Here is a 19,065-nt window from a genome sequence, read left to right as displayed (position 1 = left end):
GGTACATGGCACTACCGACCAGCGCTCGTTACGTCATCATCGGCTCAGGCATCCACGGCCTGTCGACGGCGTGGAACCTGGCCCGCGACCTGCGGTCGTCAGGCCGGGGCTCGGGCGCCGACATAGTGGTGATCGACAAGTCGGGTGTGGGCGCGGGCGCCTCGGGCATCGCCTGCGGTGTCATCCGCAACAACTACTTCCAGCCGGCCATGCGGGAGCTGATGGCGCACTCGGTGGATGTGTGGGACAGCGATCCCGAGGCGTTTTCCTACCACCCTGTCGGCTACATGCAGATCAGCCACGAGGCCATGCGCGCCGACGTGGCGTCGATCCATGCCCAGCAGCAAGCCATCGGCTACGCCTCGACGTTCGTCGAGGGCGCCGCTGCGTCCGACAGCTACATGAAAGGCATCTTCGACGACTGGCAGGCCCAGGGCATCACCAGTGTGCTGCACGAGCACCGCGGCGGGTACGCCAACAACATGGCCTCGCTGAAGGGCTTGTTGGGCAAGGCCGAAGCCGAAGACGTCAACGTGGTCGGCGGTGTGACCGTCACCGGGTTCGACCAGGACTCATCGGGGGCCGTCACCGCTGTGCTCACCGATCAGGGCCCGGTTGCCTGCGAGCACGTGGTGGTGGCCGTGGGGCCGTGGGTGCAGAAGATCTGGGCCATGCTCGGCCTGCCCACCAACACCGACATCGCGGGCAGCGACGGTGAGCTGCACAACGTGCCGACGTGGACCTACATGTGCCTGCAAGAGGGCACGCTGACCGTCGATCCGGGCTACCTGACTGACAACGAGGGCAACATGCCGCCGGTGGTGCACGTCGACACCGACGCCCCGCTGCATGACGCCGACGGCTTGGTCACCGAGGGCCCGTGGGGCATCTACTACAAGCCCGACTTCAACTTCGGCGGCGTGCAGGGCGGTTACATGCCTTACGTGGTCGACAAGCCGTCCGACCAGGTGGCCGTCGACCCCTACGGTCCCGACTCGCCCGACTTCGTGGTGGGCGGCGACTTCTACCGCACCTGGACTGCCGCTCTGGCGCACTGCCACAAGCGCTTCGAGGGCAAGAACCACCTGATCAGCGACGAGCCCTCAGGCGGCATCGGCAGCTTCTCGCCCGACAACTTCCCGGTGTTCGACACCTTCTGCGACAACGCCTTCTTCATCGCCGATTCGAATCACGGCTACAAGATGATCGGCGTGGGCGCACTGGTCGCCAAGGAGCTGCTCGGCGAGCCACAGGCGCTGCTCGAGCCCTTCCGCTACTCGCGTTATGCCGAGGGCCGGCTCCACCCGGTGAGCAACTCGCCCTACCCCTGGAGCTAACTGTTCTCTGCGAGCGCCGAAGCTTCGCCGGCGCTCGCCCCAGAAGGCGGTTAGGCGCGGGCGCTGGGGCCGTAGGACAGGTGCATCAGGTCGCCGTCGGCGAAGCGTGAGGGCCGCAGCGGACTGATGTCGATGGGCGTTGCATCGCCCACCTGGTCGACGCCCAGCACGCGTGCGGCCACGATCTCGCCGAGCGCAGGCGACAGCTTCAGCCCGTGGCCGGAGAGGCCGACGGCCAGGTACAGGCCGTCCACCGGGGCTATCTCCGAGGCCCAGCCCAGGATGGGGTGGTAGTCGGGCGAGACGTCGTAGGCGCCGCTGGTGGTGCTGACCGTGGAGGCAACAGTCAGGCCCGGCAGGCGCTCGGAGATGGCGGCGGTGAGGCGCTCGGCGTGGGCTGCATGGTCGGCGTCTGACGCGGCAGCGAGCGGGTCGACCACCACGGGCATCTCCGGCGGGTAGGCCACTGCCACGATGTGGCGGCCCATGTCGGGTCGGATCACCAGGTTGGAGTTGCCGTCGGTGATGCAGGTCCCCAGTGCTCGTGCCCCGGCGTGCTGTTCGAGCACTGCCATGTCGAGCCGCCGCCGCTCGACGGGCACCTCCACGCCGAGGGGGTCGAGCAGGTCACGCGCCCAAGCGCCGGTGGCGGCGATCACCACCGGAGCCCGGATCTCGCCAGCCGACGTCGCCACGCCCGTCACGGCACCGCTGGAGGTGATGATCCCGTCCACGGCGACCGGCGCCAACACGTGGGCCCCTGCGGCGCTCGCCGCGGTGAGCCAGCTCAGCACCATCTTCGTGACATCGATGTAGCCGCCCTCGGGTTCGTAGGCACCGCCGGCGAGGCCGTCGGCATTCACCAGCGGCTCGACCTCGGTGATCTGGCTGCCCACCACGAAGCTGGTGTCGACGCCGAGGCTCCGGCCGAGCTCGATGTTGTAGCGCAGGCCGTCGAGCTGGTCTTCGACCACGAGGAGCATGTAGCCGAAGCGGGCGTAGCCGGGGTCGCCGAAGCCCACCACCGAGTCCCAGTTCTGGATGCAGTGGAATCCCCGCTGCGCGATCCGCACCATCAGCTCGTTGGAGTAGTGCTGGCGGATCTGCCCGAACGTGCGCCCCGAGATGCCGCCCACCGGTGCCCGGGCATCCACGATGGCCACCCGCAGGTCCGAGTGCCGAGCGAGCTGGTAGCCGATGCTGGCACCGGTCACCCCGGCGCCGATGATCACGACGTCTGCTTCAGACGGGATCGCCTGCACGAAGCGGCCCTTCGACTCGTGCTCGGATGGCGAGACCCGCCGATCAGCCGGAGTCGGCCAGGTACGACTCCAGCGAGTCGTCGAGCGCCTCTTCCCACGACGTGTGATGCACGGGCGCCATCGTGCCCGTCACCGGCGAGGTGTGGCCGTGGTCGCGGTAGCCGATGATCGACTGCTTCTTGTGCTTCTTCCAGTCCTTGAACATCTTGTTGATGAGCTGCGTGTTCGGGTCTGGGTAGTCGGTCTGGTCGAGCAGATCCTGCGTGTAGTCACCCTGGAAGTCGATGGCCTCATAGTCGTCGGCGACAGCGTCCTCGGCGGCCTGAAAGTCGTCGATCCAGCGGGCCTGCTCGTCAGCGCTGGGCAGCTCGATGCGACCCAGGATCACGTCACGGGCGTACCACGCCTGGGCGTCGAACATGTTGAACGTGTACCACTGGTCCTGCATCCCCAGGTAGAGGACGCGGTTCTCCGGCTGGAACACCACGCCCCGGTAGAGCATCGAGCTGGCCAGCCGGTTGGCGGTCACCAAGCGCAGCTCGTCGTCCATGAACGGGAAGTGGTGGAGGTAGCCGGTGCACGAGACGATGGCGTCCACCTCGGCGCTGGTGCCGTCTTCGAAGTGCACCGTGCGGCCGTCCACGTGGGTGAGGATCGGCTTCTCGCTGATGCCCTCGGGCCAGTCGAAGCCCATCGGCCCGCTGCGTGACGAGCAGATGACGTCCGCCGCCCCGTACTTCCACAGCTGCGACGCAATGTCCTCGGCCGAGTAGCTCGACCCGATCACCATCACCACATCGCCCTCGAACTGCACGGCGTCACGGAAGTCATGCGCGTGTATCAGCGTGCCCCCGAACGTCTCGTAGCCGGGATAGTGCGGCATGTTGGGCGTGGAGAAATGCCCCGTCGACACCACCACCCAATCGAAGTCCTCGCTGGAGGTGGCATCGGTGGTGTGATCGTGGGTGGTCACGGTGAAGCCGTCGCCCGACGCCGACCGGCTCACTCCCCGCACGGCGTGGTTGAACCGGATCTTGTCGCGGATGCCGCTGCGGCTCGCCCGGCCCACGATGTAGTCGTAGAGCACCTCGCGGGGCGGGAACGACGCCACCGGCTTGCCGAAGTGCTCCTCGAAGCCGTAGTCGGCGAATTCCAGGCACTCCTTGGGGCCGTTGGACCACAGGTAGCGGTACATGGAGCCGTGGCAGGGCTCGCCGTGCTCATCGAGGCCCGTACGCCACGTGTAGTTCCACAGGCCGCCCCAGTCGTCCTGCTTCTCGAAGCAGACAAGCTCGACGTCTGCGGCCTCTGCCGAGCTGTCGCTGGCGAACGCATGCAGCTGCGACAGTCCGCACGGTCCCGCACCGATGATGGCTACCCGTGTCATCTCCGGATCCCCCCTGTGAGTAGACGTTTATGCAATGAGAGTAGAACGTCGCCCAGTCTTGCACCTGCGTGCAAGCGTCCGGAACACAGCTAGGAGCGCACTCGGGACTTGTCGGGGTCGTAGAACGGGTAGCGCACTACCTCGGCAGCGATTCGCTTCTCGTGGCCGTCCAGCTTGCCCACCTCGACGGCAGTGCCGATCTCGTTGTACGGCAGTGCCATACGGCACAGTGCGATGTTCTTGCGCAGGATGGGGGAGATGGTGCCGCTGGTGATCTCGCCGACATGGTTGCGACCCACGTACACGCCGTCGCCGAGCGCTGCCGGCTCGCCGCCGTCGAGCTCCAGCCCCACCAACCGTCGTTGCGGGTTGTCGCGCCGGTCGAACAGCGCATCGCGCCCGATGAAGTCGTCTTCCTTGGTCTTGAGCGGGACGGTGAAGCCGATCCCGGCCTCGTAGGGGTCGGTCTGGTCGCAGAATTCGTGACCGGCGAAGATGAGCCCGGCTTCGATGCGCAGCATGTCGAGCGCACTCAGGCCCATAGGCACGAGCCCGTGGGGTGTGCCGGCCTCGAAGATGGCGTCCCACACCGCCGGGGCGTCGGAGGGGTGGCAGAACACCTCGAAGCCGAGCTCGCCGGTGTAGCCGGTGCGTGAGACCACGATCGGGATGCCGTCGTAGTCGCCGATGCGGGCGATCGAGAAGCGGAACCAGCCCAGCTCGGAGACCGTCTGCTGGTCGGGGCGGGTCCAGATGATCTCGTCGAGAATGCGGCGGCTGTTGGGCCCTTGCACCTGCAGGTTGTGCAGCTGCTCGGTGGAGTTGCGCACCCACACGTTGAGGCCGAGCCGCTCGGCCTGCTCGCGCAGCCACACCCCGCTGTAGCCGAGCTGGCCGCCGATCCAGCGGAAGTTCTCGCGCCCGATCCGGAAGACCGTGCCGTCGTCGATCATGCCGCCCGTGGGGTGGCACATGGCGGTGTACACAACCTGCCCATCAGCCAGCTTGCGCACGTTGCGGGTCACACACGTCTGCATCAGCAGCTCGGCGTCGGGCCCGGTGACCTCGTACTTGCGCAGGGGGGACAGGTCGATGGCAGCTGCGGCCTGCCGGCACGCCCAGTACTCCTCCACGGCGCCGTGGGCCGTGAAGTGGTCGGCCAGCCAGTACCCGCAGTATTCGCTGAAGCTGCGCGTCAGCGCTGCGGTGCGGGAGTGGAATCCGGTCTCTTTGGTGAGCTGGGCTTCGGAGTCCGCGGTCATTCTGATGGCCGTCGCTTTCTTGAACATGTTCGCTGCGGGATACACCCGCACCGCGATGTCGGTGGGGTTCCAGCCGTTGGCAGCGTCGACATCGCACGGGCACGCAGTGCTGACGCACACCAGGTCCTCCAGCGCCCGCAACAGCACGTAGTCGCCGGGGCGTGACCACGGCTCGTCGAGGTAGATCTGATTCGCGTCGTCCACTTGGGTGTTGTAGAAGAAGTTGATCGCCTCCCAGCCCCGCCGTGCAGCGACGCCGTAGGGCTCGAGTTCACCGTTGATGTTGTCGGTGCAGTTGATGTGGCCGGGGTAGCCCATCTCCTCGTAGTAGCGGGCGTTGCAGGCGGTGTTGAAGGTGTCGTGGCGGCCCACCGTGTCCTGCACCACCTCCACGAGCGGCTGCATCTTGGCGTTGAAGAACTTGGAGTACAGGCCTGGCATCGGGTAGCTCGCGCCCATGAGCGACCGGGTGATGGTGGCGTCGAGGCAGAGGTCTTCGCCTGCTTCGAGATCCGCTACGGCGAAGCACTGGAAGTCGGAGCACTGCCGGCCCTCCATGTCCACCACCTGGAACCAGTCGCCCTTCGACACCTGGTAGGCGCGTGCCGTGCTGGCCAGCACGATGAAGTCCTGGCTGGGGTCGGCCAGCGGCGTCGGCAGCAGTGGCTCGGCACCGTTGCCCGCGGGGTCGCGGCGGTGGACATAGGCGATGAGATCGGTGGGCGGCGCACCCTCGTGCACTGACATCGGGCCGCCAGGCGCCGCGACCACGCACGCGACATCGTCGAGCGCGGTCACCCGTGCCGTGACGTTCGCAGGCGTAGCGCCGTCGAGCAGCCTCAGCGCAGCGGCGGCCTGTACGGCGCGCATGTCGACGCCGACACGCTCGAGACCGGCCCGGACGCGGCGGGCGTCAGCCAGCGGTGCCGAGAGGATGCCGACGGCGGCTGGATCGGTTGGGGCGGACGCAGCGGCGCTGCCATCGGTGATCTCGAGCAATCCCGGATCCGATTGCCCGCCGCCATCGAAAGCGACCAGCTCGCACGGTTGGCAGCCCTCGGGATCGACGATCTCCAATTCATCACCGGCTGCGAGCGCGAGCACCGTGGCGCCGCCGCCCGTCACCCGGTATCGCTCCACTCCCTGCCCGAGCAGCATCAAGCCCGGCACGACGACCTCGCTCTGGACAGCAGCGAGCGACGTCATCGCCGCCGGCCGAGCGGCCCGGAGAAGAACCAGCGCGGGGGTTCGTCGGGGCCGCGGCCTTCACCTGCGGCAACGCCGGTGAACATGTTCCACCCGAGCAGGATCACGGCCACTGCGCACGCGATGAAGGCGATCTGGGGCCCCAGGCCTGCGTCGGGTGTGCCGATGCCTGACGGGCTGAACAGCTCACGCACCGCGATCGCACCGGCAAATCCGGCACCGATCCATGCGGGGCGCCAGCGGATCTGTACCAGCACCACGGTCAGGATGCAGATGACGAGCAGGATCCGCCCGATGCCGGTGCTGATGCCGTTCACCGTCTGGGTGCCGCTCAGCCCGGCGTTCACGTTCCACGGCAGGAACATCGCGGCGCCGGCCACCACAACACACGCTTGGGCGATCCACTTGCGAGTGGCGCTCATGGTCTCAACCTATTGCCTGAGCGCGCCAGCAGACGCCGCGTCGCCGGTGGGCGGCGCGGCGTCTGCCGCGTTGGTTGTGGTGCGCCTGCTGACTGCTGTCAGCCGACGACCTGGATGGCGATGATCGAGAAGACGATGCAGGCGATGGTGAAGACCACCACCCCCATCTCGACAGCCTTGCTATGACCTTGCAGCCCTTGGAATTCAATCTGCTTGCGTCGAGCCATGTCAGTCCTCCTAGCTGTACTTGTCAGCGAGACGGTCAGCTGCATGGTTCAGCAGCCTGTCCTCGCGGTAGGTCACGAGAAATGCCGCCACCACGGAAACAGCGATCCCGATGATGGCAAGGACGTACGAGCCCGTATTGCCACCGGGACCCCAAGTGAAGTACCCGGTCGTGCCGTCGGCTGCCTCGAGAGCGGCTTCCCAACTGTCGTACGGGAAGGTGTTCATTCAGTCCTCCTTAGTCCTGAACGATGTCAGTGATCGTGTCGGTCGTGTCCTGGTGCCTCTTGCTGCGCTCGCTTCTGCTTGCCCCAGTACCCGACGGCCGCAACCAGCAGGTACATGACGACAATCGCAAGAATGAACTGCAACCACGAGGCGGACACCCGACTTAGCGGTTGGCGGCGAGGTCGGCCCGCAGCGTTTCGTCTGCGTCCCCCTCGGACCCGTCAGCGTGAACGATGGGCTCAGTAGCTCGGCCGAACTCCGGATAGAAGTCCGTCTCGAACTCGGCCATATCGAGGCCCTCGACCTCCACCTCGGGCGGCACCCGAAGCAGGTTCAGCTTCTTCAAGATCCACGAAGCCACATAGCCGGTGACGAACGCCAGTGCGAAGATCGCCGCTGCGCCCACGAGCTGGCCCAGAAAGCTGGTCGTCACTCCCGCTGGCCCTGTCGGGTAGCCCCCGGCAAAGATGCCGACGGCCATGACTCCCCAGAAGCCCATGACACCGTGCACTGACACCGCGCCGACTGCGTCGTCGATGCGGGCCTTCTGCTCGATCCAGTTGCCCACGGAGTAGGCAAGACCGGCCGAGAAGAACGCCAGGATCAACACGAGGTTCGGGCTGTAGATGTCGGCGCCGGCCGAGACAGCCACCACGCCGGCCAGACCACCGGAAATGGTCCAGAACGGATCGCCCTTGGCGAAGATGTAGCCGCCGGCGAAACCGCCTGCGAAGCCCATCGTGATGGTGTAGGTGATCGCCGACAGCGTGGCCGGGTTGAAGTAGATATTCGCCCAGCCAGGCGTGGTGTCGGCCGTGATCGCCAGGCACGCCGCGTAGAACGCGTAGAACGCCGTGAAGATGATCATCAGCCCCATCAACGTCAGATGGAGGTTGTGAGGCTTGAATGCCCGTGTACCGCCATTCGAGTCGTAGCGGCCGATTCTCGGCCCGAGGTTGAAGAGCACGCCCAAGGCGAAGATGCCGGAGACGCCGTGGACAACGCCAGAAGCGGCGAAGTCGTGGTAGCCGAAGTGCACGCCGAGCCAGCCGCCGTAGCTCCAACCCCAGGCGGCTGCAACCACCCAGACGATGCCGCCCATGAGGGCGGTGAGCCAGAGGTAGGCCGAGATTCGGATTCGCTCCAGCACCGAGCCGGACATGATCGAGCCGGTCGTCCACGAGAACAGTACGAAGGCCGCCCAGAAGACGCCCGTGATGTTGTCGCCGAGGTTCGGTCCAGCGGAGCCGTCCCACGGCAAGCCGTACTGGTCGCCGCAGAAGAACAGCCCATCGAGTCCTGCCGGGCTGTTGCCATCTGGCGAACCCGTGAACTTGAGGCCCTCCTGCATGCAGAAGTACACGTACCAACCGACGTAATAGAACGTCGGCGTCACGACGGCGATCGTCATGATGTTCTTCATGGCCGTCGACATGACGTTCTTTCGACGGCTGACGCCGGCTTCATACGTCATGAAGCCGACGTGCAATAGCCACATGATCGCGACCGTGAAGAAGTAATAAGCCTCCGTAAACACAACAGAGGTATCCATCGCGCCTCCCCCCATGTTCGGTTTGCGCTGAGTCCCCAACAACCCGGGCGCCAGACCAATTGGGGGAAACCGTAACAGGTTCGCAATGTTCGCCTTGACATCACCCGCGGCATGGGTGGAATTTGAACGTCGTGGGCGGTTTTGGCAGAGCCCGCTTGTGCGGCGCGCGCGATCAACGCCCGAGCGGTTGGTCAGCGCCCGTACTGCAGAGGTGCAAATGCGACTGACGTCGTGTGTTCAGCCCGGCTGTTCTGATCAGCCGTCGCCGACCTGCACTTCGCGGATCTCCCCGGTGCCGGCGTGCACCCAGATCGCTGCGTGGCGGAGGAAGTCCTCGGACCCGCCGTCGGGGTCTGGGACCGTGAAGACCACAACCCAATAGGGCGTCGGGGGGAAGCCCTGGCGGAGCACCTTGGCCTCGGTGCGTTCAGGCGTGAAGCCGTCGGGATGGCCGTCGAGCTCGGCGCGGGCTATGGCGACTGCCTCGTTCTCCTCGAGGTCGACACCGGAGCAGCTTCCCGGGGCGAAGATGAGCAGGATGGCCAGGATCACGCCGACGACGATCAGCAGCAGCGGCCGACCAGGCATCGCGTTCAGGCGGCCGATCAGGCCCTTCGATCCGTCGGGCGGCTCGGGGGGGATCAACCCGTCATCAGGCATTGTGGTGTCCTTCGGGTCGCTGGCTGGTGGGATCAGTCGCCTCGTGGCGGGCGTGCAACAAGACGCAGGATGATGTAGCCCACCACATGGGTGATGGCCACGAAGGACACCCACCACAGCATGACGGTCTGCCGGTAGCCGCGTTCGCGGCATTCCCAGTACGTGAGGCCGACCGCTGCCGCCAGCAGGATCCACAGAAGGAGGCTCCGGCGCGCGAAGCCGGTGTCGCTGATCCAGTCGGCGATGAACATCAAGCCCATTGCCTCACCCTCCCGCCGCGCCGCGCGACTCGCTGGCGGGGTACACCTTGATGGAGATGAACCGCACTGGCAATTCGACGAGCTCGACCGGGCCGTGGGCCACCTCGCCATGGATCTGCATGGTGTCGCCGGTGTTGAGCAGGTAGGCCTTGCCGCCGTAGCCGTAGTTGAGCGATCCCTCCAGCACGTGGAGGAACTCCACTCCGGGGTGCTGGTAGAGCGGGAACACGCCTCCCGGCTCGGTGATGGTGGTGATCATCGGCTCGATGACCCGGTTGGGTCCTCGCAGCGTGCCGAGATCCTGGTACAGCCGGTCCGGCCCGCCTCGGTCGTGGTGGATCTCATGGCCTTCGCCCGCTCGCACGATGACCAGGTCGTGCTCCTCGTCGAGTCCCCGGAACAATGCGGTCACGGGCACCTTCGCCGTTCCGGCGAGGCGGGCCAGCGTCGACAGGCTGGGGGCGCTCTGGCCGTGCTCGATCTTGGAGAGCATCCCCAGCGAGATGCCGGCATCGTTGGCGAACGCCGACATCGTCATATTCAAGGCTTGGCGGAGTTCGCGGACCCGGCTGCCGACCACGCGGCATAGCTCGGCGGTGGTCAGCGGCGACTCGATGCCTGCCTCCGCAAAGCTCAGCTCGTCGGGGCCGTCGGGATCTTCCCGCGGATCCGGGTTCATCGCCCTGATAGTGCCAGATGGCAAGTGCTGGCCGGTGCGCCCCGTGCCGTTCAGCTGGGGAGGCCGGCGGCTGCGGCGAAGGCGCGCAGTTCGCGTTCTACGTTGCCCATGGGCTGGAACGAGACTTCGGTGATGCCTGCGGCCGCGAGCCGTTCCATGCGCTCGGGCACCTCGCCGGCGTGGCATACGAACGGGGCGATCCGCAGCGACTCGGTGGTGAGCACCTGGCGGTCGATGGCATTCAGCTGGGTGAGGTGGCCCTCGTGCAGCGACAGGTGCAGCGTGTCCGGGTCCATGTCGCCGGTGATCTCTGCGAAGCGGTCTGCATTGGGGAAGGTGTCGAGCCGGGCGTCTCGCTGTTCGAGGAAGGCGTGGTAGGCCACGCTCACGCCAGGACCGGCCGTGTCGAGCGCCCGCGGCGAGTCGACGGTTTCGTCGTCGTCCAGGATCGTGCCGAAGCCGAGCAGGATCACGTCGTCGATGCCGGTGTAGTCGGCATCGGGGCGGGGCCGTGAGGTGAACACACCGCAGCCCATCTCGGCCGCTGCGGCGAGGCCCCTGGGGCCGTTCACCGCCACGATCCATGGCACCTCGATCGGCCGCTCCACCGCTTGGCCCGGCCAGTGGAGCATGCGTGCCGCCCTGCCGTCGACCTCGACGATCTCGCCCCGCAGCAGTGCTTGGGTATCGGCAACCATCTGGGGGAAGTCGGCCCAGCGGAGCGGCTTCTGGCCCATGGCCCGCCGGCCGGTGAAGCCGGTGCCGGCGCCGATGATGACCCGTTCGGGCCCGACGAGCCCGACCAGCGTCGCGATGGCTGAAGCCGTGGTCATCGGGTGACGCAGCGAGGGAATCAGCACGCCCGGACCCAAGCGAATGCGCTCGGTGCGGACTCCAGCCAGCGCGAGCGTCATCCAGACGTCGAGCTGCAGTGCCGGCGTGTCGTACACCCAGGCGGTCTCGTAGCCCAGCTCCTCGGCCAGCACGATGTGGTCCGGCGTCTCGGGCACGGGCGGGAACGCGGCAGAGATCTTCATGGCAGCAGTCTCGCGAAATGCGCGGGCCTCAGCCCGGGTCGCCGGCCCTGAACGCGCGGACTCGCATGTCCGAGGCTCGGGTCGGGTCGCCAGCCCTGATCGCCGGGGCTCGTATGTGCGAGGCTGCGCGCATGGAGATCTCGAAGGCACTCGACTACGTGCGCAAGAACGACCGCGCTGTGCTGGCCACCAAGGCACGCGACGGCACACCACAGCTGTCGCCGGTGACGTTGGCCGTCGTCGACGACACCGTGGTGATGAGCACACGGGACACGGCCTTCAAGGTCAAGAACCTGCATCGCGATCCGCAGTCGTGGCTGTGTGTATTCCCCGAGAAATGGCTGGGCCGCTGGGTCCAGCTCGAGTGCCAGGCCGAGATCATCTCCGGCGAGGCCGCCCTCGATCCGCTGGTCGAGTACTACCGCACGCTGCAGGGCGAGCACCCCGACTGGGACGACTACCGCCGCGCGATGGTGGAGGACAAGCGCTGCCTGGTCCGCTTCCACATCACCAAGGCCGGCCCCGACAAGCACGGCTGATCCGCCGCGGCCGCGCGCTGCAGAAACCACGGACGCCTCGGTCTGGTCGGCAGGAGTTTGGTGTATTGTTGGTGTATGGCGCGCACAAACATCGACATCGACGAGGCTGCGTGCATGCGCGTCATGCAGCGCTACGGGCTCAGCAGCAAGCGGGCAGCAGTGAACTTCGCGCTGGAACTTGCCTCCGAGGAACCGATGTCGCTTGAGGACGCACTCGCCATGCGCGGCACCGGTTGGGACGGCGACCTGGAAGCCATGCGTGGAGGCCGCGTCGAGCACCTGTGACACAGCTCGCTGGCAGTGCCGGTCAACCGGCGGAAGCAGTGCTCATTGAGACGTCGGCATGGGTCGCGTTCTTGCGCGGGAGCGATGACGCGATCGCCGACGCAGTCGAGTCTGCGCTCGTGGGTGGCGTGCTCACCTGTGATGCCGTCCGCATGGAAGTGCTGGCGGGTGCCCGTGACGAGGCGCATCTCGCTCGGCTGCGTGCATTGCTCGGTCGTGCGAAGTTGATTTCGACCAATTCGGTCGATTACCAGCGAGCCGCGCTGCTGTACCGAACGTGCCGACGGTCTGGCGCAACGGTGCGCAACATGATCGACTGCCTCATTGCTGCGCTTGCCATCAGAAACGGTGCAGAAGTGCTGCACGCCGACCGTGATTTCACAGCGCTCGCTCAACACACCCAGCTACAAGTCCATCCCGCATCCGCGACCGGCGTGCCCGATCGATAGAGCACGTCAGCCGTTGGTGACCTGCCAGTGGACGAGTGTGTACGGCGGGTTGCCGTTGTCGTGGTCTTCGAAGACGGCTTCGACATCGCTGCCGATGACGATGTCCTGCATGGGATCGCCGAGCAGGTTGCCGAGCATGCGCAGGTTGTCGGCGTGGGGCAGTTCGACCAGCACCACGATGTACGGGCCGTGGTCGGCCAGCGCCGGATGCACAGGGTGATGCACGCGCTGCCAGGAGTAGATGCGCGCTGTGGGCTCGACAGTCACCCACTCGACATTGAGCGACTGGCAGGCATGGCACACCCAGTCGGGCCCCCATTGGTGGGTGCCGCAGTCGGCGCAGCGCTGCACTCGCAACTCGTGCGCGCGGGTGCCCTCCCAGTACGGCGCGTCCATCTCGTCGCGCATCGGAGCAGGCTGGGTGAGGCCTTCCGGCAGGTAGCTGGCCTCGGCGAGCGCGCTCATCCCAGCGCCTCAGCGGTGCCGTAGATCGCAGTGGAGGCGATCTCGACCATCGGTCCGGCGTTGGAGAGCGACACGTTCACGTTCGGCACCTGGTTGGTGGAGTCGCCGCGGACCTGCCGCACCGCCTCGATCTGCATGCCGAGCCCGTGCATGTAGCACTCGGCAAGGTTGCCGCCGCTGGTGTTCAGCGGGATGCTCCCCCCGTCCGCTCGCAGGTTCTCGAACGTCAGCACCTCGTTGGCGTTCTCGTAGGTGCACAGACCGTGCTCGATGAGGCTCATCACCACGGCACCGGTGAAGTTTTCGTAGCTCTGCACCACGTCGACGTCGTCGGGCGTCACGCCGGCCTGCTCGTAGAGGTGCTGCGCCCCGAGCTTGAAGCTGGAGGTCGCGTAGTCGGTCGGATTGTGGACCCACGCGCCCGAGCGGTGCCCACCGCTCTGCTGGGCCGCCAGCACCAGCACCGGCGTGTCGCTGAGATCGGCGGCCCGCTCGGCTGAGGTGACGATCATGGCGGCACCGCCGTCGTTCTCGAGGCAGCAGTCGTACAGCCGGAACGGTTCGGTGATCCAGCGGGACGAGTCGTAGGTCTCGGCATCCAGCGGGCGGCCGTACATGACCGCCCGGGGATTGTTTTGGGCGTGGTGATACGCAGCCAGCGCCACCGCCCGCATGGTGGACCGGTCGATGCCGTGCTCCCACATGAGCCGGGTGGTGCGCATCGCGTACATCTGGGCCGGGCTCATGACGCCGTAGGGGAGTGTGTAGGCGAACTCGCCCCGCACCGCCGGTCGGCGCCCGCCCTGGCCGAAGCGGCCGAACTGGCCCTGGGCCAGACCCCGGTAGGCCACCACGACGTTGGCAGAGCCCGCATGAACGGCGCTGGCGGCGTTCTGCACGACGGCTGCAGCGCCGCCGCCCCCGCCGCCCCACTGCATGTTCGAGTAGCGCAGCTCTTCGAGGCCGAGGGCGTTGGCCAGCCGGGCAGGGGTGTTGCGGTCGTTGCTGTACGAGCAGAACCCGTCGATCTCGCGTGGGCTGATGCCCGCGTCTTCGCATGCCGCCAAGATCGCCTTCACGACCAGCACGAATTCAGGATCGGTTGACTGGCCACGCTTGTAGTAGGTGGTCTCGCCGACACCTGCAACGGCCGTGCGGCCACGCAGGCCGCCATCGACACCTGAGGCACTCACGGCGCAAACCGTAGCCAAGCCCTGCCCGCCCCCGCCCGGGCCAGTCGCTGCACCGCACCGTTTGCTGCGCCCCTCGTCCGGTGGCTGTCGCGGCTCGATGGGCTAGAAACAGGGCCGATGTCCGACGACGAGCTCGCCGCATTCCGCCGCAGCATCGACAAGGTCGATGCTGAGCTGGTGCGCCTGCTCGCGGAGCGATTCCGCATCACTCACGACATCGGCGTCTACAAGGCTGCGAATGACCTGCCGCCGGTCGACCTGCCGCGCCAGCATGAGCAGGTGGACGGCTTGCGCCGGCTCGCCTTGGCCGAGGGACTCGATCCCGACTTCTGCGAGAGGTTTGTGCACTTCGTGATGGACGAGGTGATTCGCAACCACAAACGCATCGCCGAGACGGGCAGCGAGTTAACCATTGAGCAGGAAACCCTCTAGCTCGACGAGATCGCAGGCGGGCTGCGAGGCGGTTCAGCGAGAGGCGATGACGTCGATGCCGGCACCGGCGAGCTGGGTGCGAGCAGCGGCATCGGTCTCGGGCGCCACCGAGGCGGAGAGCCCATCGATCACCGTGGTCGAGTAGCCGTTCGCCGCTGCGTCCATCGCAGTGGCACGCACGCAGTGGTCGAACGCGATCCCGACAACGTCGACATCGGTGATGGCAGCGGCGGCCAGCACCTCGTTGAGCGCCCGACCGCTGTCATCCGTGCCTTCGAAGCCGGAATAGGCGGCAGCGTGCATGCCCTTGCGCACGCCCGCGTCGATGCGATCGACGACAGCGTCGAGTGCGGGGTGCAGTTCGGCCTCCGCGGTGCCGGCCACTCCGTGGGGCGGCCACGTGTCGACGAAGTCGGGCTCGTCGCTGAAGTGATCGCCCGGGTCGATATGCCAGTCCTGGGTGGTCACCACGAGGTCGTAGCCGTGCTCGCCGGCAAGCAGGTCGGCCACGTTGGCGGCGACATCGTTGCCGCCCTCGACGGCCAGTGCGCCGCCCTCGCAGAAGGTGGGCTGCACGTCCACGACGAGCAGTGCTGTGCGGGAATGCTGGCGCTCGGAATGCTGATCGGGATTCTCAGCCATGTCTGCTCTCCTGCGCCGCGACTCGAGCCGCCGGGCGCGGCCATTGCAGCGCTAGAGCGCCAAATCTACCGTCGGCCCGAGTGGGCCCAGCAGCGCTACACGCCGAGCAGGAATGAGGCGTTGCCGGCCCAGAACGGCGCAGTGGTGCCCTCGCTGAGACCGGCCGCGGTGAAGGAGGCTTGGAACTCCGCAATCGGGTCGCGGCCGCCTTCAGGGTGCGGCCAGTCCGATGAGAACAGGAACAGCTCCGGCCCGCTGTTGGCCACCAGCCAGCCCACGTCCTCGAAGTGCCACGGCGTGAACCGCACCTGGCGGCGGATGTAGTCCGAGGGCGCCATGGTCAGCTTGGACAGTTCAGGCTCGTGCCGGCCGAACGCCTTGACACTGTTGTCCAGCGAGCGCAGCAGGTTGGGCACCCAGCCGGCGCCCAGCTCGATTAGCCCGCAGCGCAATTCTGGGAACTTCTCGAAGATGCCGTCCAGCACCATGCAGGCCAGCAGGTTTTCGGCGTCGTGGTACAGGTTCAGGAAATCCTTCGAGCGCATGTTCTCGCCGCCGCCCACGAAGTCCTTGCCCGGAGTACGCCCGTTGTTGTGGTACGTCTTCGGCAGCTGGTTGCCGCCGTTCGGCCCGAGGTGCATCAGCACCGGCACGCCGGCCTCAGACAACAGCGCCCACAGCGGGTCGAAGTCGGGATGGGTGGGGCTCATCTCGGTCGGCACGCCGTGAGGGATCCATGCGGCCTTGCATCCCACCTCGATGGCCTCCCGCGCACACTCGACGGTGCGCTGCGGGTCTTCTAGCGGCACGAACGCCACGCCCAACAGCCGCGGGTCCACCGAGCAGAAGTCGGCGATACCGCGGTTGTGGGCGGATGCGCCGCCGTACGCCAGGTCGACATCGCCGCGGGCGTGGAACTGCGTGTGCGCGAACGTCGTGAACACGAGCTGGCTGGCGAAGCCCAGCTGGTCGAGCGCTCCGACCCGTTCGTTGGCGTCCATGGAGCCGTAGGCGAAATAGCCCTTCGGCCCGCCCACCACGTCGGCCGCCAGCTTGGCCGTCTCCTCAGGATCGTCGCGCCGCGCCCAGCACTGCTCCACCAGCTCGTGCGTCGCCGCGTCGCCCCCGCCCAACAAGCTCAGGTCCCGGAGCTTGGCGGCCACGGAGCTGTCGGCGTAGCTCGCCAGCCAATCCACCGGTTCCATCAGGTGGCTGTCGGTGTCGTGAATCAGCCGCTCGCCTGCATACGTCGTCATGGTTCCCCCTGGGGTCGCGGGTGCGGGCCGCTAGCCGCCGTGGCGGAGGAGCTGGCCGCTGTAGGTCTCGGTCTGGGTGTCCTCTGAGATGGTCTCGGCGCCGTTCACGATGACGCTGCGGTAGCCGCTGGCCCGCTGGATGCGGCGCCACTCGCCGCCCGGCAGGTCGTGCACCACCTCGTTCGGGCCGACTGCCAGGTTCTCCGGGTCGTACACCACGACGTCAGCGGGGCCGCCCTGGCGGATCAGGCCCCGGTCGCGGAATCCGGCGAGCTGCGCGGGAAGCGCCGCCAGCCGCCGATGCGCTTCCTCGTAGGTCACCCACTGGTTCTCACGCACCTGCTCGGAGAGCGTCTCGGTGGGGTAGCGCCCTGCGGTGAGGAACTTGGTGTGCGCCCCGCCGTCGGACACGCCGAACAGCATGTGCGGGTACTGCACCACGTCGCGCAGCAGTTCTGAGCTGCCCTGCGGCGGCGCCACGAAGAACAAGGTGTCGAGCCCGTCCGTCACGGCCACGTCGAGCATGAGGTCCACCGGGTGCTTGCCGGCGACTTCGGCCGCCTGGCCCACCGACATCTCCCGGTACTGCTCGGTCGATTCGCTGCGCGGCGACAGGATGGTCACGGTCTCGATTCCCGCGGTCGCCGTGCGGGGCATCGTGTCCTTGAGGGCTTGCCGGCGCTCGGGATCGGCCATCTTGGCCAGGCGCTCGTCCTTGTCGCCCATGCAGGCTTCCATCCAGGCCTCGGAGTCGTCGTAGAGGTTCCAGTCTTCGAGAGTGAATGTGAAACCGGCATCGCTGGTCACGCCCTGGCCGTACACCGGAACGCCCTGCTCGCGGCAGCGCTCCAGCCATTCGATCTGACGGCGGTGGATGTTGGGCTTGTCCTCGAACGCCTGCACCACGTTGTGCAGCAGCGGCCGGCCGCTGATCGATGCGATCTCCTCGAGGTGGGCCATGTCGTGGGCGACGTTGCCGCTGGTGAGCGTCATCTGCACGACGCCCTCATTGCGCTCGGCCAGCACGCGGGCCAGCACCCGGGCGGTCTCGTCGTTCATCATGTCGGTCGGCATCGGCGTGCCGTCCCAGTCGCGCTGCACCGCAGCGGGCCCGGTCGGAGGCAGCCGCTGTGCCGACCAGCCGCAGCCGCCCGCATCCATCGCCTCGTGCACCAGCTTGGCCAGCATCTCGTGCTCGCCTTCGGTGGGCAGCCGCCCAGACTTCGCGTCGTCGAGGCCGAGCACCATCACCAGCATCGGGCCGATCGGCACGTACGGCAGGATGTTCATCGCCTTGGGCGTGCGTTCGAGGCTGTCCAGGTACTCCGGGAAGGTCACCCAGTCCCAGGGCATGCCCTGGCGCATCGACTCGTAGGGGATGGCCTCGACGCGGGTCATCGAGCGCATGGCGTACTCGCGCATGTCGGGATCCACCGGGGCGAAGCCGAAGCCGCAGTTGCCGATGGCGACCGAGGTGATGCCGTGCCAGCCCGACAGCGTGCAGTAGGGGTCCCAGAAAACCTGCGCGTCGTAGTGAGTGTGCAGGTCGACGAAGCCGGGGGCAATGTGCATGCCGGAGGCGTCGATGACCTTGGCGCCCTCGCGGGCGTCGACCCGGCCGACAGCGGCGATGCGTCCACCGGCGATGCCGACGTCGCCGCGCACCCTCGGTGCCCCGGTGCCGTCGAAGATCATCCCGTCCTTGATGACGATGTCGTAGGTGCTCATGGCGATATCTCCTGAAGCTTGCGCGTCCGACGCCCCGGATGTGATCTCTCGGTTGCGATGTCTCGGTTGCGACGTCTTGATTGTGCCGCGTGAGGCGACAGCCGTGCTTGCCGGCGCGCAGGAATGTCAGCCCTCGATGTCCCAGCCCATCCGCTGAGCCGCGTAGAGCGTGTCGGTGTATTCCTCCATGTGGGCGATCAATCCATCGCGGCAGTCGTACACCCAGCAGTACTGGTTGTCGTAGTCGCGACCGGTGGCCTTGGCGGTGGCCGTCAGCCGCTGCTGCACAACGGCGGTGCCGCCGTCGACGATCATCCTGCGGACTTCGAGGCTGATCGGCTGGGAGATGTCGAAGGTCTGCCTGACGACACGACCTCCCAAGGCCTCCACCACCTCCTTTGCGCCTGTCATCGTGTCGACGGCGTTGCCCTGGGCGGCCGTCTCGGGCAGCACCCACGTGACCTCCGGGTCGAGACACTCCAGCATGGTGTCTCGGTCTGCGGTGGTCAGCGCTGCGTAGTAGCGCTCCATCAATGCCCGCGTCTCGGCAGATTCCATG

General features: G+C 66.9%; 22 protein-coding genes. 5 read left to right on the top strand and 17 right to left on the bottom strand.

Annotated elements, in window-relative coordinates:
- The first annotated feature begins 5 nt into the window (after window positions 1-5).
- Window positions 6-1,337, top strand: coding sequence for an NAD(P)/FAD-dependent oxidoreductase (locus ACOGXD_RS03745; protein WP_419916581.1), 1,332 nt, complete (start codon window positions 6-8; stop codon window positions 1,335-1,337).
- Between the two features lie 50 nt (window positions 1,338-1,387).
- Here ACOGXD_RS03745 and ACOGXD_RS03740 read toward each other — a convergent pair whose 3' ends face one another.
- The 11 genes from ACOGXD_RS03740 to ACOGXD_RS03690 form a co-directional block, all read right to left on the bottom strand.
- A complete protein-coding gene (locus tag ACOGXD_RS03740; protein WP_419916580.1) occupies window positions 1,388-2,599 on the bottom strand; it encodes an NAD(P)/FAD-dependent oxidoreductase in 1,212 nt (403 codons plus the stop codon).
- 43 nt (window positions 2,600-2,642) lie between these two features.
- A complete protein-coding gene (locus ACOGXD_RS03735) occupies window positions 2,643-3,986 on the bottom strand; it encodes an NAD(P)-binding domain-containing protein (RefSeq protein WP_419916579.1) in 1,344 nt (447 codons plus the stop codon).
- Window positions 3,987-4,075: 89 nt separating this feature from the next.
- The gene (locus ACOGXD_RS03730; RefSeq protein ID WP_419916578.1) at window positions 4,076-6,454 is read right to left on the bottom strand and encodes a DUF1989 domain-containing protein; all 2,379 of its coding nucleotides are present in this window, start codon (window positions 6,452-6,454) and stop codon (window positions 4,076-4,078) included.
- Window positions 6,451-6,876 carry a hypothetical protein gene (locus ACOGXD_RS03725; RefSeq protein ID WP_419916577.1) on the bottom strand — a complete coding sequence of 142 codons (426 nt, stop codon included), beginning with the start codon at window positions 6,874-6,876 and terminating at the stop codon, window positions 6,451-6,453. Before ACOGXD_RS03725 ends, ACOGXD_RS03730 begins: the two co-directional genes overlap by 4 nt.
- Window positions 6,877-6,974: 98 nt before the next feature.
- On the bottom strand, window positions 6,975-7,103 hold the full coding sequence (locus ACOGXD_RS03720; RefSeq protein ID WP_419916576.1) for a hypothetical protein: 129 nt from the start codon (window positions 7,101-7,103) through the stop codon (window positions 6,975-6,977).
- Window positions 7,104-7,113: 10 nt separating this feature from the next.
- The gene (locus ACOGXD_RS03715) at window positions 7,114-7,329 is read right to left on the bottom strand and encodes a hypothetical protein (protein ID WP_419916575.1); all 216 of its coding nucleotides are present in this window, start codon (window positions 7,327-7,329) and stop codon (window positions 7,114-7,116) included.
- Window positions 7,330-7,492: 163 nt separating this feature from the next.
- Window positions 7,493-8,881, bottom strand: coding sequence for an ammonium transporter (locus tag ACOGXD_RS03710; RefSeq protein WP_419916574.1), 1,389 nt, complete (start codon window positions 8,879-8,881; stop codon window positions 7,493-7,495).
- A gap of 255 nt (window positions 8,882-9,136) precedes the next feature.
- Entirely contained in the window at window positions 9,137-9,541 is a 405-nt protein-coding gene (locus ACOGXD_RS03705) for a hypothetical protein (protein WP_419916573.1), read from the bottom strand.
- A 32-nt stretch (window positions 9,542-9,573) separates the two neighbouring features.
- The gene (locus ACOGXD_RS03700) at window positions 9,574-9,801 is read right to left on the bottom strand and encodes a hypothetical protein (RefSeq protein ID WP_419916572.1); all 228 of its coding nucleotides are present in this window, start codon (window positions 9,799-9,801) and stop codon (window positions 9,574-9,576) included.
- A gap of 4 nt (window positions 9,802-9,805) precedes the next feature.
- Window positions 9,806-10,480, bottom strand: a complete 675-nt coding sequence (locus ACOGXD_RS03695) for a helix-turn-helix domain-containing protein (RefSeq protein WP_419916571.1) — start codon at window positions 10,478-10,480, stop codon at window positions 9,806-9,808.
- 50 nt (window positions 10,481-10,530) lie between these two features.
- On the bottom strand, window positions 10,531-11,517 hold the full coding sequence (locus ACOGXD_RS03690; protein ID WP_419916570.1) for an LLM class flavin-dependent oxidoreductase: 987 nt from the start codon (window positions 11,515-11,517) through the stop codon (window positions 10,531-10,533).
- Between the two features lie 131 nt (window positions 11,518-11,648).
- Between ACOGXD_RS03690 and ACOGXD_RS03685 the strand changes: the two genes are divergently transcribed.
- The 3 genes from ACOGXD_RS03685 (at window position 11,649) to ACOGXD_RS03675 (ending at window position 12,790) form a co-directional block, all read left to right on the top strand.
- Window positions 11,649-12,056, top strand: coding sequence for a PPOX class F420-dependent oxidoreductase (locus ACOGXD_RS03685; RefSeq protein ID WP_323671536.1), 408 nt, complete (start codon window positions 11,649-11,651; stop codon window positions 12,054-12,056).
- A 75-nt stretch (window positions 12,057-12,131) separates the two neighbouring features.
- Window positions 12,132-12,341: a type II toxin-antitoxin system VapB family antitoxin gene (locus tag ACOGXD_RS03680; RefSeq protein WP_419916569.1), complete on the top strand. Its 210-nt coding sequence runs from the start codon at window positions 12,132-12,134 to the stop codon at window positions 12,339-12,341.
- The gene (locus ACOGXD_RS03675; protein WP_419916568.1) at window positions 12,338-12,790 is read left to right on the top strand and encodes a PIN domain nuclease; all 453 of its coding nucleotides are present in this window, start codon (window positions 12,338-12,340) and stop codon (window positions 12,788-12,790) included. Before ACOGXD_RS03680 ends, ACOGXD_RS03675 begins: the two co-directional genes overlap by 4 nt.
- Before the next feature lie 6 nt (window positions 12,791-12,796).
- Here ACOGXD_RS03675 and ACOGXD_RS03670 read toward each other — a convergent pair whose 3' ends face one another.
- Together ACOGXD_RS03670 and ACOGXD_RS03665 are read right to left on the bottom strand one after the other, a co-directional pair.
- A complete protein-coding gene (locus ACOGXD_RS03670) occupies window positions 12,797-13,255 on the bottom strand; it encodes a Zn-ribbon domain-containing OB-fold protein (protein ID WP_419916567.1) in 459 nt (152 codons plus the stop codon).
- Window positions 13,252-14,448, bottom strand: coding sequence for a thiolase C-terminal domain-containing protein (locus tag ACOGXD_RS03665; protein WP_419916566.1), 1,197 nt, complete (start codon window positions 14,446-14,448; stop codon window positions 13,252-13,254). The genes ACOGXD_RS03670 and ACOGXD_RS03665 overlap by 4 nt, the downstream gene beginning before the upstream one ends.
- Before the next feature lie 117 nt (window positions 14,449-14,565).
- Between ACOGXD_RS03665 and ACOGXD_RS03660 the strand changes: the two genes are divergently transcribed.
- Window positions 14,566-14,880, top strand: coding sequence for a chorismate mutase (locus tag ACOGXD_RS03660; RefSeq protein WP_419916565.1), 315 nt, complete (start codon window positions 14,566-14,568; stop codon window positions 14,878-14,880).
- 33 nt (window positions 14,881-14,913) lie between these two features.
- Here the strand turns inward: ACOGXD_RS03660 and ACOGXD_RS03655 are convergent, their stop codons facing one another.
- From ACOGXD_RS03655 to ACOGXD_RS03640, 4 genes are all read right to left on the bottom strand, one after another.
- A complete protein-coding gene (locus ACOGXD_RS03655) occupies window positions 14,914-15,522 on the bottom strand; it encodes an isochorismatase family protein (protein ID WP_419916564.1) in 609 nt (202 codons plus the stop codon).
- A gap of 95 nt (window positions 15,523-15,617) precedes the next feature.
- The gene (locus ACOGXD_RS03650) at window positions 15,618-16,778 is read right to left on the bottom strand and encodes an amidohydrolase family protein (RefSeq protein WP_419916563.1); all 1,161 of its coding nucleotides are present in this window, start codon (window positions 16,776-16,778) and stop codon (window positions 15,618-15,620) included.
- 30 nt (window positions 16,779-16,808) lie between these two features.
- Window positions 16,809-18,506, bottom strand: a complete 1,698-nt coding sequence (locus ACOGXD_RS03645; protein WP_419916562.1) for an N-acyl-D-amino-acid deacylase family protein — start codon at window positions 18,504-18,506, stop codon at window positions 16,809-16,811.
- 126 nt (window positions 18,507-18,632) lie between these two features.
- Entirely contained in the window at window positions 18,633-19,064 is a 432-nt protein-coding gene (locus tag ACOGXD_RS03640; protein WP_419916561.1) for a nuclear transport factor 2 family protein, read from the bottom strand.
- Window position 19,065: the final 1 nt, after the last annotated feature.

The organism is Candidatus Poriferisodalis sp. (assembly GCF_965204125.1).
In the GTDB taxonomy this organism is placed as follows: domain Bacteria; phylum Actinomycetota; class Acidimicrobiia; order Acidimicrobiales; family Poriferisodalaceae; genus Poriferisodalis.
Note: the sequence above shows the minus strand (reverse complement) of the source record. Positions and strands in the feature narration are given on the sequence as shown.